The following is a 13,042-nucleotide window of genomic DNA, read 5'->3' as shown; positions in this document are numbered from 1 at the left end:
CGCTCATGGGCCGCTACAGCCGGCTCCACCGCATCGAGCGGATGGACCCGCAGCAGGACTACGAGGAGATCTTCCGCCTGATCACCGAGTACGAGTTCCCCTGGGACTATCTCCAGGGCGTCTCGGTCGCCTTCCTGCGCGACTACGGCGTGCCACGCATCTCCCGACTCCTCGACCACACGCAGGAGTTCGAGCGTGCCGGACAGAAGCGGTACGACGACACCGTGCTGATCGCCCACGAGATCGTGCGCGACGGCATGGACTCCGAACAGGGCAGGGCCGCCGCCCGTCATCTCAACCGCATCCACGGCCGCTACCGCATAGCCGACGAGGACTTCCTCTACGTCCTGGCCACGACCGTCGTCGGCCCCAAACGGTGGATCGACCGGTTCGGCTGGCGGTCGTTGTCGCCCCAGGAGACCGAGAGTCTCGCACTGGTGGGGCGGCGCCTGGGCGAGATGATGGGCATCGCCGAACTGCCCGTCGACTACGCGGGTTTCGCCCGCCTCCACGACACCTACGAGCGGCGGATGTTCGCCTACGACCCGGCCAACAGGCGGGTCGCGGCAGCCACGATGAGGGTCGTCACCCAGTGGTACCCGAACTGGCTGCGGCCGTTGGTGGCGCGCGCCTCGCTCGCCGTCCTGGACGAGCCGCTGCTCGCCGCGCTGGGTTTCCGCCCGCAGCCGCGCCGGGTGCGGACCGCCACCCACCGCGCCCTGCGGGCCCGGGCCGCGCTGGTACGCCGTATGCCTCCCCGGCCCGCCTGGCGCCCGTACCGGCCCAAGCCCCGCAGCTACCCGTTCGGCTGGACGCTGGACGACCTGGGTCCGCACTGGTCCCACTCCAGGCCGCTGCGCCCGCTTCCGGACGAGGACGGCGGCAACGCCGTACACGGCGACGGCACGAACGCCGTACCCGGGGACGACGGGCACCGCCCTCCACCGGCCGACGGCAGTCCCACACACCAGGAGTTTCGATGACCCGCACGGAGATGACCGGCACGGACGAGGACGCGGGGCCCCGCCCCGCCACCTTCACCGTCCACTCCCCCGCCGGCGGCGACCCCCTCGGCGAGCACCCGGTCCACGGTCCGCAGGACGTGGCCCTCGCCGTGGAGCGGGCCCGGACCGCCGCGGCCGGGTGGGCGGCGCTTTCCGCGGCGCACCGCCGCGACCACCTGCTGCGGTGGAAGCGGAAGCTCGCGTCCTCCCTCGACGCCGTCGCTCAGGCCATCGCGGCGGAGACGGGCAAGCCGCGCGGCGACGCGGTACTGGAGGTGATCCTCACTCTGGAGCACCTGGACTGGGCGGCCCGCAACGCCGACCGGGTACTGCGCGGGCGGCGTGTGCGCGGTGGACTCCTGGCGGTCAACCAGCGGGCCACCGTGGCCCATCGGCCGCTCGGCGTGATCGGAGTGATCGGCCCGTGGAACTACCCCCTCTACACACCCATGGGTTCCATCGGTTACGCCCTGGCCGCCGGAAACACCGTGGTGTTCAAGCCGTCCGAGCACACCCCCGGTACGGGCGTACTGCTGGCCGAACTCCTGGCCTCGGCCGTGCCCGAGCACGCCGGTCTGCTGACCATCGTGACCGGTGCGGCGGCTACGGGGGAGGCGCTGGCCCGGTCGGGCGTCGACAAGGTGGCGTTCACCGGCTCCCCCGGCACGGCGCGCAAGGTGATGGCGGTGTGCGCGCGGTCGTTGACGCCCCTCCTCGCCGAGTGCGGCGGCAAGGACGCGACGATCGTCACGGTCGACGCGGACCTGGACGCGGCGGCGGACGCGGTCGTGTGGGGCGCGATGAGCAATGCGGGGCAGACCTGCGCGGGTGTCGAACGCGTCTACTGCGTACGGGAGGTGCACGCCCTGTTCTGCCGCAAGGTGGTCGAGCGGGCCGAGGCACTCCGGGTGGGTCCGGTGCCGGACGCCGACTACGGTCCGATGACGACGCCTGCCCAGACGGCCGTGGTCCGTCGGCACGTGGATCAGGCGCTGGCGGCCGGCGCGCGTGCGCTGCTCGGCGGCACGGCCTCGACCTCCAACTCCGCCCCCGCCCCCGCATCGACCTCGGTATCCGTCTCGACCTCCGGCCCGGCGTCCGGGGCGTATGTCACGCCGGTCGTCCTGGTCGACGTACCGGAGGAGTCGGCGGCGATGACCGAGGAGACGTTCGGGCCGGTCGTGGCGATCAACGCGGTGGCGAGCACGGACGAGGCGGTCCAGCGCGCCAACGCCTCGCCCTACGCGCTGGCCGCCTCGGTGTTCTGCCACGACCGCCGGGCCGGTGCCGCGATCGCCGCCCGGCTGCGGGCCGGGGCGGTGTCCGTCAACTCCGTGCTGGGCTTCGCCGCCGTCCCCGCGCTGCCGTTCGGCGGTTCAGGGGAGTCGGGCTTCGGGCGGATCCACGGCGCGGACGGGCTGCGGGCGTTCACCGCGCCCCAGTCGGTCACGGTGCAGCGCTTCGCCCCGCCGGTCGACCTGACCTCCTTCAGAACTCCTTCGGCCGCCCGGGCACGCGCGGTCGCGGTGGCGCGGTGGCTGCACCATCGGCGCTGACGGCCGGGATGCCACCCGGGCGGCACGCCGCGCCCGTGCCCCGGCGCAGTATCCCGGCGTCACGGGCCGTCAGGCGTCCAGGAGCGGGGCGAGGTAGCGGCGGGCGAAGGCGCGGGCCTGGTCCTCGTCCTCCATCTCGATGCAGCTCGACGGGTTCAGCAGGAAGGAGACGGCGACGCGGATCATCAGTTCGGCGACCGGCCGGGGGTCGGAGTCGCCGCGCCCCTCGACCTGCTGAGCGCGTCGCAGATGGGCTGTCAGGTAGTCGCAGGTGGCTTCGAGCGAGGGGCCTCCCTGGACGGTCAGGTAGGGCAGCACCACCTCGGGTTCGAGGCGCAGCAGGCCGCCGAAGAGCGGATGGGCCCTGGTGTACCGCAGGGCCACCACGAAACCTTCGACGACCCGCTCCTCCATGGTCGGCAGCGCCGCCACGGCGGTGTCCAGTTTCTGGAAGAACCTGCTGCCCTCGCGCAGCAGGCAGGCCTCGACCAGTCCGTCCTTGGTCTGGAACCGGCGGTAGACCGTGACCCTGGAGACCCCGGCCCGTTTGGCGACGTCGTCCATGGAGGAGCGGCGCAGGCCGAACGTCGTGAACTGATCCAGTGCGGCGTCCAGGATGCGCCGCGCCACCTTTTCCTCCGTCTCGGGCCGGGCGATGGCCCGGGCGAGCAGGGAGTCGTTCGCAGAAGTCGTCATGGTGCTCCTCACGATACCGCCCGAGATCCACCGAAGAGACTATGAGACAACTGTCATTTCTTTGTAACCAGCCGGAACCCGGAGGACCCCATGGGCAGTCGACTCACCCCGGAACAGTCCGACTTCGTCGCGGCGGTCCGCGACTTCGCCAAGCGCGAGTGCGGCACGCGTGAACAACGGGACGCCCTGACCGGGGGCGGCCGAGAGCCCCACAACACCGGGCTCTACGGCAGGCTCGCCGGGCTCGGCTGGCTCGGCGTGTGTCTGCCCGAGCAGTACGGCGGTTCCGGCGGCGGACTGGCCGACGCCTGCCTCTTCCTGGAGGAGACCTCGTACGGAATGGTCCCTGCGGGCGGCTTCGTGACCAGCGTCATCACCGCCAAGGCCTATGAACGGTTCGGTACCGAACGGCAGAAGCGGGAGGTGCTCACCGGAGTCGTTCGGGGCGACGTCCTCGCGATCGCGATGTCCGAGCCCGCCGCCGGCTCGGACGTCGGCGCGCTGACGTGCCGCGCCCGACGGGACCCGGGCGGCGACTGGCTGATCGACGGACAGAAGACGTGGATCTCCAACGCCCACATCGCCGACAGCATCCTGCTCGTGGCCCGGACCTCCGGGGACAAGCACGCCGGACTCACCATGTTCCACGTCCCGGCCGGCACACCCGGCGTGGAGATCCGGGGCATCGAGACCATGGGCGGCCGCGAGGTGAACGACGTCTACCTCACCGGCGTACTGCTGCCCGCCGACGCCGTCGTCGGCGAGGTCGACGCGGGCTGGCGGCAGCTGATGGCCGGGCTCAACCACGAACGGCTCTTCCTCGCCGCCACCATGCTCGGTCTGGCCCGCCGCGCGTTCGACGACGCCGTCGGGTACGTACGCGAGCGTGAGCAGTTCGGCCGTCCCGTCGGCTCGTTCCAGGCCCTGCGGCACAGGATCGCCGACCTCGCCACGGAGATCGAGTGCACCCGTCTGCTGGTGCGCGAGGTCGCCCTTGACTGCGACGCCGAACCGGACCGGCTGTTCCCGCGCGAGGCGTCCATGGCCAAGCTCAAGGCCACCGAGACCGCCAAGCGGGCGGCCCTGGACGGCATGCAGATGATGGGCGGCTACGGGTACGCCACCGAGTACGACATGGAGCGCCATCTGCGCGCCGCGGTCGTCTCCACCGTCTACGGCGGGACGAGCGAGATCCAGCGGGACGTGATCGGCAAGACCTACGGGCTCTGACGACCGACGACGGGGGGTGCCCCTCCCCCGTCCGGGAGGGGCACCCCCCGTCGTTCACACCGGGATCGGCGGTCAGTCCTCGTACAACTCCCCCAGCGCGGCGGCGTACTTGTCCCGGATGACCCGGCGCTTCATCTTCAGCGACGGCGTGAGCTCCCCCGTGGCCGGACCCCACTCCTCCGAGAGCAGCCGGTACCGCTTGACCTGCTCGGTTCGGTTCAGCCGCGCGTTGGCCGCCGCCACCGCCCGGTCCACCTCTTCCCGTACGGCCGGATGCGCCGCCAGTGCGGCAGGGCCGGTGTCCCCGTCGATGCCGTGGGCCGCCGCCCAGGCGGGCGCCGTCTCCGCGTCGAGGACCAACAGCGCCACCAGGTAGGAGCGGTTGTCGCCGTGCACCAGTGCCTGGCCGATCAGAGGGTGCTCCTTGAGGGCGTTCTCCACCAGCGCCGGGGACACGTTCTTGCCCGTCGACGTGACGATCATTTCCTTCTTGCGGTCGGTGAGCCACAGGTAGCCGTCCTCGTCGAGACGGCCGATGTCGCCGGTACGGAGCCAGCCCTCCTCGTCCACCACCGACCGCACCGTGCCGTCCTCGCGCAGGTAGCCGGAGCACACCGTCGAGCCGCGCACCTCGATCTCACCGTCCGCGGCGACGCGGACCTCCACCGAGGAGACGGGACGCCCCACCGAACCCAGCCGGAAGCCGGTGCGCGGGCTGTTGGTGGTCGCCACGCCCGTGGTCTCCGTGAGCCCCCACGCATCCATGATCACGATGCCGAAACCGGCCCAGAACCGCACCACGTCGATCGACATGGGGGCCGAGGCGCTGGCCGCCCAGGTGATCCGGTCGAGGCCGCCCGCGGCCAGCAAGGGCTCAAGGACCTCGGCCCGTTGCCGGGCGTAGGCCGCTTCGAGTTCGGCGGTAGGCCGCTCGCCCCGCTCCCGGTACCCGACGTGCTCGCGGGCCACCCGGCCGGCCTCCTCGATCGCCGCCCGCTGTTCCGTGGGCAGCAGCGACAGCACGGCCCGGACGGCGGCCGCGAGCTTCTCCCAGACGCGCGGCACGCCGAAGAACTGGGCGGGACGCACCTTGCGTACGGTCTCGGCGACGCCCGTGGGGTCGGCGCACAGGTGGACGTGCGAGGCGCGGTGGCAGGGCAGGTAGATGCCGAGCATCCGTTCGGCGATGTGCGCGAAGGGCAGGTAGCAGATGTGCTCGACGTGCGGCGGCAGTTCGACCACGTCGTCCAGCGCCGACGCGTCGGCCAGCACATGGCGGTGGTTCAGGACGACGCCCTTGGGTTCACCGGTGGTGCCCGAGGTGTAGACGACCGTCAGCGGGTCGTCGGGGCGTGCGGCGTCCAGAGCTTTCCCGAACTGCTCCGGAATCGGCTCCCGGCCCAGGGCGGCGTAGGGGAAGTGTCCTCCGATCGCGTCGGCCTCCACGACCACGAGCCGGTCGAGCGGGACGGCGGCGTCCGCCAACAGCGGCTCCCACAGGTCCACTTGCGCGGCACCCTCGACCACGGCCACCCGGGCCCGGCAGTTGCGGGCGATGTGGGTGACCTGTTCGGGGGCGGAGGTGCCGTAGACGGTGACGGGTACGGCACCGAGTCGCACGAGGGCCAGGTCGGAGAGCCAGTGTTCGGGCCGGTTGGCCATCATGAGCAGCACGTGGTCGCCGCGGCCGACACCGAGTGCCGCGTAGCCGGCCGCGAGGCGGGTGGTGTGCTCGCGGACCTGCGCCCAGGTCAGCGTCGTCCAGCCGCCCTCGCCCGGTTCGGCGCCGTCGGGTCCGGTCCCGTCCGGTCCGCCGCCCTGCGGTCGGCCGCCCTCCGATCGGCCACCCTCCGGTCGGCCGCCGCCCGGTCCGCTGCCCTCCGGGGTCTGCCAGGACAGGGCAGGGAGTTCGGCGTACAGACGCGCGTTGCGTTCCAGCAGCAGCGGCAGGGTCTGTTCGGCGGGGACGGGGGTTTGCGGGGAAGGTTCGGTTGTCACAGCCACTCCTTGACGCGCTCCACCAGACGGGCGGGTTCGGGCCCGACGGGCGTCACGTTGAGCATGGTGACGCCCGACTCCCGGAACGCCTCGACGCGGTCCCGCACATAGCCCTCGGGTCCGGCCAGGCTGACCAGTTCGCACAGTTCGGCCGGGACGGTGGCCTCCGCGTCCTTCTTGCGGCCGGCCAGGAAGTGCTCCTGTATCGCGGCGGCTTCCGCCTCGTAGCCGTAGGAGCACACGAGGTCGTGGTAGAAGTTGCGGCCCGGTGCGCCCATGCCGCCGACGTACAGCGCGACGGTGGGCCGCATCAGATCGCGTACCGCCTCCGCGTCCTCCCCGACGGCGAGGAGCCCTCCGGCCACGACCGACAGGGGGCCGAGGGCCGGGTCGCGCAGCGCGGCGCCCTGCGCGAGGGATCCGCCCCACACCTTGGCCGCGTGCTCCGGTACGTAGAGGAACGGCAGCCAGCCGTCGGCGAGTTCGGCGGTCATCCGGACGTTGGCAGGCCCGAGGGCGGCGACGTGCACCGGGATGCTGTCGCGCACGGGCCGTGTCAGGAGCTTCAGCGGCTTGCCGAGTGTGCCGCCCTTCTCCGGGGACAGGGGCAACTCGGTGATGCCGCGGTGCTCGATCACCTCGCGGCGCCAGATCCGGCGGGCCAGTTCTATCGTCTCGCGGGTACGGCCGAGCGGCTTGTCGTAGGGAAGGCCGTGCCAGCCCTCGACGACCTGGGGTCCGGAGGCGCCGAGGCCGAGCAGCGCGCGACCGCCGGTGAGGGCGTCCAGTCCGGCGGCGGTCTGCGCGATGAGCGCCGGGGTGCGGGAGTAGACGTTGAGAACAGCCGCGCCGATCTTCACGCGGTCGGTCCTGGCGGCGAGATATCCCATGACCGTCGGGGAGTCGAAGCCGTAGGCCTCGGCCACCCAGACCGCGTCGAGACCGGCCGACTCCAGTGCGGCGGCCCGGTCCGCGGCGGCGCGCGGGTCTCCCGCGTAGGTCAGGGGTGTGGACAGTTGCATCAGTTGACGTCCTTGGCTGCGGGGGTCGACACGGTCTCCGGTTCAACCAGACCGAGAACTTACTGAGCGTTCGCTAAGACAGTAGAAGCAGTCGCCGGAGGGGTCAACGCCCCGACAGAGGACAATCATTGGTAGACCTGATGGATCATCACACGCACAAGTACCGTACAGACAGCATGATTTCGGGCAGACTATGGAGGAGGGGACCTGCGTCCGACATCAACTCGCCTGCACTCGCTGATCGATCGATAAGTGCCCGTTCCCCACGCGTCGCATCCCGTCGACATACGATGACACTCGTCACCGAGCCATCCGAGGAGCGCAGTTGAGCAGCGAACCGAGCCCGGCCGTCGTCTCTCCCGGGGAGCACTGGCGCTCGTACGGTCCGCTCGATCTGCACCCCATCCTTCTGCACGCCATGGAGGCCTTCAACGAACACGGCTACCACGGCACTTCGGTGCGGGACATAGCCACCCGGGTCGGCGTCACGGTGCCCGCGCTGTACTACCACTACGAGAACAAGCAGGCCCTGCTCACCACATTGCTGGAGACGTCCATGAAAGACGTCCTGGACCGCTGCCGGGCCGCGGCCTCCGAAGCGGGCGACGATCCGCTGCCACGCTTCTGCGGCATGGTGGAGTCGATCGTGCTCTACATGGCCAACCGCAAGGGCATGGCCTTCCTGGACACCGAGATCCGCAGCCTGGAGCCCGAGAACCGGGCCCGGTACGTGGCGCTGCGCGACTATCTGCAGCACATGCTGCTGGACACCGTCCGGGCCGGGATCCGCGAGGGCGCGTTCACCACACCGATCCCGGCCGACGCGGTGCGGGCGATCCTCACCATGTGCCAGGGCGTGGCCAACTGGTACCGCACGGAAGGCCCGTTGACCGCCGAGGAGGTCGCCCGGCGGCACGTCCTGCTCAGCCTCGGCACGGTGGGGTACGCGGGGCCGCCCTTCGGCGGCGGCACGGGCGCCGACATCGGTGCCGACGTCGGCACCGGCGCCGGTCGCACAGGTCGAGTCGGCCGCGTCGGCCGCATACGACAGCAGCAGGCCGTGCGCGAACCGCGCGCCGATCACTGAGCACAGGACGCAGGGCACTCGGCGCTCGGCGCCGAGAGCTGAACTCTGGGAACTGAGGACTGGGAACCGGGAACTGGGAATTGGGAATTGGGAATTGGGCGCTGACGAACACCCTTGGCCGTTATGCGACCGGGGGGACGGCGGCGCGGGTGAGTGCGACCGCGGTGCGCACGGCGCTGGCGACGGCTTCGTCGGCTTCGAGCCGGCACAGATCGGTGAGTACGAAGAGGGCCTCGGCGCTCACCACCACCGCCAGGCCGCGCTTGAGCTGGGCGAACGCGTCCGGGTCGGCCGCACCGAGCGTGCCCTCCAGCGGGAGGAGCGCCTGGTCGATGAGCCCGAAGCGGATTCCGGGGCGTGCGGCGACCGCCTCGGGGCGGGTGACGGTGGCGGCGATCATCGCCCGTACCGAACCCTGCTTGGCGAGGATGCCGCGGAGCAGGTACTCGCAGGCGAACGCGATGCGTTCGACGGGGTCGGCGGAGTCGGCCACCGGCGCGAGCGCCTCCTCCGGAGACGGCCAGGCACCGGCGAGTGCCTCACTGATCAGTGAGGGAAGGTCGGCGAAGTACCGGTAGGCGGTGGCCTCCGAGACCAGTGCGGCGCGGGCGATCGCGGGCATGGTCATCTCGGCACCCGCGTCTATCAACTCCCGGGCGGCCGTCAGGATCGCCGTCCGCGTGCGCTGTTTCTGGTTGGTGCGGCCGGCACCGGTCTGGCTCGCCATCCTCATCACACTCCCTCTCCGGACGACACTCGATGCCACCTGGGTCACCCAAGAACGCCCCAGGGCACCCAAAGGCATTCGAGGGCCGTCGAGGGCATTCGAGGTCACTCACTGACATGCAGAGGATAACAGCGCGTTCTCGACATGAGAGTGCACTTGCATTACGACACTCCGCCCCTCTAATCTCATGAGAGTCAGCTCTCACGACGAGAGCGCCTACTTGAGGAGCACCGTATGACCAGCGCCACCCACACGCTCAAGCTCGACCAGGGCACCGTCGACGTCACCGTCGACCTGCGGGGGTCGGAAGGGCGCCCCTTCCTGCTGCTGCACGGAGGCGGCGGTCCGCAGACCGTCACCCCGTTCGCGGGTTTCCTGGCCGGGCAGCGGCCCGCCAGGGTCTTCACTCCTTTCCACCCGGGATTCGGCGGCACGGACCGGCCCGAGTGGCTGACCGATGTCCCGGCCCTCGCTCAGGTCTACGCCCAGCTGCTTGAGGAGCTCGATCTGCGGGACGTCGCGGTGGTGGGCAACTCCATCGGCGGCTGGATCGCCGCCGAACTGGCGATCCTGGGCAGCGAGCGGGTCAGCAGTGTGACTCTCGTCAACGCGGTCGGCGTACGCGTGCCGGGTCACCCGATAGCCGACACGTTCTCCCTCGCTCCCCCCGAGCTGGCCCGCCTCTCGTTCCACGACCTCTCGAAGTTCCGCTTCGACGCCAGTGCGCTCTCCGAGGAGCAGCTTGCGGTCATGGCAGCCAACCGTGTCGCGCTGCAGGTCTACTCGGGCCCGAACTACATGGCCGATCCCACACTGACCGACCGCCTGGCCGAGGTCACCCACCCGACCCTGGTCGCCTGGGGCGCGAGCGACCAGGTCGTGGACTCCGACTACGGGCGTGCGTACGCGCGGGCCGTCCCCGGTGCGGAGTTCCGCCTGCTGGAGGGCACGGGCCACATGCCCCAGACCGAGACGCCCGAACAACTCCTGCCGGTGGTGTGGGACTTCACGGAGACGCACGCCACGAGCCGGACACACAACTGACCGCCCCGGCCCGCCAGTCGGCCTTCCGGCCGCCGCTCACCACTCCCGAGTGGCGATCAGTTCCTCCGCGTCGGCGTCGCTGAACCCGTAGGCCGACGAGACGAACCAGAAATCCTCGGCGATCTCCTCCCGGGCCACCGTCTCGATCTCGCTCCCGGCCGCCTCGAACTCCGCCTCCAACAGGTTGAACTCATCTGTCGCGGCATGCGTGAGCACGTACAGGTTCGCCAGATCCGCCGGCCGCTCGGCCTCGATCCGCCGGCACAGCCGCAGCAGGATCGCCTTGCCCTTGTCGACGACGTGATCGGGGTAGTACGGGTCCGCGTACAACTGCCGCAGAAACGCGTGCCCCGCCACCTGCTCATTCGTGATCGGCATGGTGCCCCATCCCCGTAGAAGAACCGACGCACCGATCATGCAGCACCGCACTGACAGGGCGAAGGTCCGACCGCGGCAGACGCGGTGCTCTCACGGGGTCCGGCCTCCCCGCCGAAGCTGCGACTCAGCTCAACAGGCCGCCGATCGCAGTGGCGAGCGCTTCGCCTCCTTGCTGCACCGCGGTGCCCACCACAAGCGCGGGCAACGCCTGTGCGATCCCGCGCAGCGTGCCGACCTGTGGCCCGTCGGGGGTCGCGAGTGAGGTGTCCACGGTGTCCGCCATGGCGCGGAGAACCGTCGTGTTCCGCAGTGCCGCCGCGTTGCGGTCGACATCCGCGCGGAACGCCGCGAGGAGGTCCCGCACCGCGTCGACATCGACCGCTCCCTGAACCGAGGACGTCTGCCGGACGTCGGAGATGTTCTCGCCGACGACGTTCTGCAACGGTGCGTTGTTGGTGCCGCCGATGCTGATGCCCGAGCCGTGGCCCGGGTTCGGATCGGGCCGACGCCGTCCCACTGCCATCACTTGCCTCCCTGGTTCTTGTTGTCCTGGCCGACGCCGCTGATACCGCTACCGGCGACGTTCTGGATGGGAGCGTTGTTGTCCCCGTAGACGAGGATGTTGTTGGTCACGGTGGCGACCTGCCGCTCGTACGCGACCAGGTCGATCCCCTGCTCGTCGAGGTACTCGGCGACCGTCCGGAAGACGCAGGACTGCATCAGCACGACGTGTCGCTTGGCATCGTCACTCTGATGCATGTCGGTCACTTCCTCGGTGGAGTACCGGTCGCGCAGGCTCACCGGGTCTTCCTCCTCGGCACGGCTCTCGGTCTTCTCTCCCAGGCGCGCGACCAGCCGCCACACGGCCAGGGGACCCGCGGCCGTGTCCAGGAGCGCCTGCGCGGCAAGCCACCTGAGCAGGCGTGCTCCGCGTGTCCGGGCCGGTGCGGCGGTCACCCGCAGCTCGTTGTAGAGCGGAGTCATGACGTGCGGCCGAATGGTCAGCCGCAGTTCACCGGCTTCCAGTGCGGCATGCACGAACACGCTCACCACGATCTGTCCGTCCCAGCTGATGCACTGGGCCCGCAGATAGAGCCGGTCCGGCACACCGGAAGGGGACCTGCGGCCCAGTCCCGTCAGGTCGGGCAGCTCCACCTTCGTCTCACGGGTGCGCTGCAGCCACCGGGCTGCCGGCAGGCCGAGTACGCGCTCCATCGAGAACCCGGGGAGCGGGTCGGTGATCTCCCTGGCACCACGGCCCAGTTCATTGAGAGCGGTGCCTGTGCGTCGAAGGAGTTCCGCCTCCCCGAACGGTTTGACCGACTCGTCGGCATCCTTGGGCGTCAGCGGGATGCTGATACGAGCCGGTCCCCAGACATCGCGTCCGGCACCGACGAAACACTCCGACGTGTCGTAGGGCAGGGCGAGTTGGGACTGTTCCTTGCCGATGTCCGACATCCTGCGGCCGGCCTTGGCAGCGACCCACGGCAGGTCGTCGGACGACACACCGTCCCGCGTCAGAGCGCCCAGCGCGGACCGTGTCACGAGGCGGTCGACCGCGTATGCCACCGCGACGACCGCCGCCAGTCCGAAAGGCAGCAGCGCCACTTCGAGGCGCAGCTCGAACACATCACCGCCGACGGGTCCGATCGGGACCGGAGCGAGCAACCATGGCGCGAGCAGCACCACGTACGCCAGGCGCCGCGAAGGCGTCCACCGCCCCTTGCCGGACCTGCGCTTCGCACGGAAGGCGGTCCATCGCAGGAGCAGGGCGGCGATGACGGCCGCCGCCCAGATCCCGAAGGCCCACGGCAGCACATGGGCGACCAGCGCACAAAGGATCAGGATGCACAGACGCCGGGCCCAGCGCCGGCGCCGCGCACGAAGGCTGTGCGCCGTCACTGGAACAAGGTCGAAGCCATACGACGGTACGGGCAGCGGCGGACCGTGCAGCACATGGTCCACCACCCACTGCGCGGTGGGTTCCCCCAGAGGCGGACAGTCGTCGCGGCCTTCCAGGTAGACCGGCCGCCTCGTACTGCGCCGAGGCTTCCTGGCTTTCCCCGACTTCCCCCGGATCCTTCGCCACCACGCCTGCAATGCCTTCACCCGGTCAGGGCGCGCATAGACCGCCTGACACAGCAGCCGCGTCACTTCGGACGATGTGGGGTCCACCTGTACGGGACGGTCGGCCCCGAGGCCGACAGGGGTCGTCTGAACCGGGACGGCAGGCCACTCGGCCTCGTCCGCCCGTGCCCTCCCCCGAGCACGCGCGCCCCACCCGACCGCCATCCCGCTCC

At 70.6% G+C, this 13,042-nt stretch carries 12 protein-coding genes; 5 read left to right on the top strand and 7 right to left on the bottom strand.

Annotation, left to right across the window (positions count from 1 at the left end):
• Positions 1–5: 5 nt before the first annotated feature.
• Positions 6–983: an oxygenase MpaB family protein gene (locus OHS59_RS38800; protein ID WP_328497998.1), complete on the top strand. Its 978-nt coding sequence runs from the start codon at positions 6–8 to the stop codon at positions 981–983.
• 11 nt (positions 984–994) lie between these two features.
• Complete coding sequence (locus OHS59_RS38795; protein WP_328499520.1) at positions 995–2,560, top strand: aldehyde dehydrogenase family protein; 1,566 nt, start codon at positions 995–997, stop codon at positions 2,558–2,560.
• Between the two features lie 69 nt (positions 2,561–2,629).
• Here OHS59_RS38795 and OHS59_RS38790 read toward each other — a convergent pair whose 3' ends face one another.
• Positions 2,630–3,256 (bottom strand): TetR/AcrR family transcriptional regulator, encoded by a 627-nt coding sequence (locus OHS59_RS38790; protein WP_328497997.1) that lies wholly within the window; start codon positions 3,254–3,256, stop codon positions 2,630–2,632.
• A 90-nt stretch (positions 3,257–3,346) separates the two neighbouring features.
• On the opposite strand from OHS59_RS38790, the gene OHS59_RS38785 reads away from it, so the two are divergent.
• Positions 3,347–4,486 carry an acyl-CoA dehydrogenase family protein gene (locus tag OHS59_RS38785; RefSeq protein WP_328497996.1) on the top strand — a complete coding sequence of 380 codons (1,140 nt, stop codon included), beginning with the start codon at positions 3,347–3,349 and terminating at the stop codon, positions 4,484–4,486.
• 72 nt (positions 4,487–4,558) lie between these two features.
• On the opposite strand, the gene OHS59_RS38780 is transcribed toward OHS59_RS38785, so the two are convergent.
• Both OHS59_RS38780 and OHS59_RS38775 read right to left on the bottom strand, forming a co-directional pair.
• Entirely contained in the window at positions 4,559–6,484 is a 1,926-nt protein-coding gene (locus OHS59_RS38780; RefSeq protein ID WP_328497995.1) for an AMP-dependent synthetase/ligase, read from the bottom strand.
• Positions 6,481–7,506 carry an LLM class F420-dependent oxidoreductase gene (locus OHS59_RS38775; RefSeq protein WP_328497994.1) on the bottom strand — a complete coding sequence of 342 codons (1,026 nt, stop codon included), beginning with the start codon at positions 7,504–7,506 and terminating at the stop codon, positions 6,481–6,483. Before OHS59_RS38775 ends, OHS59_RS38780 begins: the two co-directional genes overlap by 4 nt.
• A 325-nt stretch (positions 7,507–7,831) precedes the next feature.
• Between OHS59_RS38775 and OHS59_RS38770 the strand changes: the two genes are divergently transcribed.
• Positions 7,832–8,593 (top strand): TetR/AcrR family transcriptional regulator, encoded by a 762-nt coding sequence (locus OHS59_RS38770; protein ID WP_328497993.1) that lies wholly within the window; start codon positions 7,832–7,834, stop codon positions 8,591–8,593.
• 121 nt (positions 8,594–8,714) lie between these two features.
• Here the strand turns inward: OHS59_RS38770 and OHS59_RS38765 are convergent, their stop codons facing one another.
• Positions 8,715–9,320 (bottom strand): TetR/AcrR family transcriptional regulator, encoded by a 606-nt coding sequence (locus OHS59_RS38765; protein ID WP_328497992.1) that lies wholly within the window; start codon positions 9,318–9,320, stop codon positions 8,715–8,717.
• 234 nt (positions 9,321–9,554) lie between these two features.
• On the opposite strand from OHS59_RS38765, the gene OHS59_RS38760 reads away from it, so the two are divergent.
• Positions 9,555–10,364, top strand: a complete 810-nt coding sequence (locus OHS59_RS38760) for an alpha/beta fold hydrolase (protein WP_328497991.1) — start codon at positions 9,555–9,557, stop codon at positions 10,362–10,364.
• Positions 10,365–10,400: 36 nt separating this feature from the next.
• Here OHS59_RS38760 and OHS59_RS38755 read toward each other — a convergent pair whose 3' ends face one another.
• The 3 genes from OHS59_RS38755 to OHS59_RS38745 form a co-directional block, all read right to left on the bottom strand.
• Positions 10,401–10,742, bottom strand: coding sequence for a DUF5713 family protein (locus OHS59_RS38755; RefSeq protein WP_328497990.1), 342 nt, complete (start codon positions 10,740–10,742; stop codon positions 10,401–10,403).
• Between the two features lie 124 nt (positions 10,743–10,866).
• Positions 10,867–11,265 (bottom strand): hypothetical protein, encoded by a 399-nt coding sequence (locus tag OHS59_RS38750; protein ID WP_328497989.1) that lies wholly within the window; start codon positions 11,263–11,265, stop codon positions 10,867–10,869.
• Positions 11,265–12,644 (bottom strand): hypothetical protein, encoded by a 1,380-nt coding sequence (locus OHS59_RS38745; RefSeq protein WP_328497988.1) that lies wholly within the window; start codon positions 12,642–12,644, stop codon positions 11,265–11,267. Before OHS59_RS38745 ends, OHS59_RS38750 begins: the two co-directional genes overlap by 1 nt.
• Positions 12,645–13,042: the final 398 nt, after the last annotated feature.

Origin of the sequence: Streptomyces sp. NBC_00414, assembly GCF_036038375.1 — a bacterium.
GTDB lineage: Bacteria > Actinomycetota > Actinomycetes > Streptomycetales > Streptomycetaceae > Streptomyces.
This window is presented reverse-complemented; position numbering and strand designations above follow the sequence as displayed.

Bases quoted from the DNA above. Each gene is read 5' to 3' on its own strand.
- OHS59_RS38800 (WP_328497998.1), top strand. From the start codon at position 6: ATGGGCCGCTACAGCCGGCTCCACCGCATCGAGCGGATGGACCCGCAG.
- OHS59_RS38795 (WP_328499520.1), top strand. From the start codon at position 995: ATGACCGGCACGGACGAGGACGCGGGGCCCCGCCCCGCCACCTTCACC.
- OHS59_RS38790 (WP_328497997.1), bottom strand. From the start codon at position 3,256: ATGACGACTTCTGCGAACGACTCCCTGCTCGCCCGGGCCATCGCCCGG.
- OHS59_RS38785 (WP_328497996.1), top strand. From the start codon at position 3,347: ATGGGCAGTCGACTCACCCCGGAACAGTCCGACTTCGTCGCGGCGGTC.
- OHS59_RS38775 (WP_328497994.1), bottom strand. From the start codon at position 7,506: ATGCAACTGTCCACACCCCTGACCTACGCGGGAGACCCGCGCGCCGCC.
- OHS59_RS38765 (WP_328497992.1), bottom strand. From the start codon at position 9,320: ATGGCGAGCCAGACCGGTGCCGGCCGCACCAACCAGAAACAGCGCACG.
- OHS59_RS38760 (WP_328497991.1), top strand. From the start codon at position 9,555: ATGACCAGCGCCACCCACACGCTCAAGCTCGACCAGGGCACCGTCGAC.
- OHS59_RS38755 (WP_328497990.1), bottom strand. From the start codon at position 10,742: ATGCCGATCACGAATGAGCAGGTGGCGGGGCACGCGTTTCTGCGGCAG.
- OHS59_RS38750 (WP_328497989.1), bottom strand. From the start codon at position 11,265: ATGGCAGTGGGACGGCGTCGGCCCGATCCGAACCCGGGCCACGGCTCG.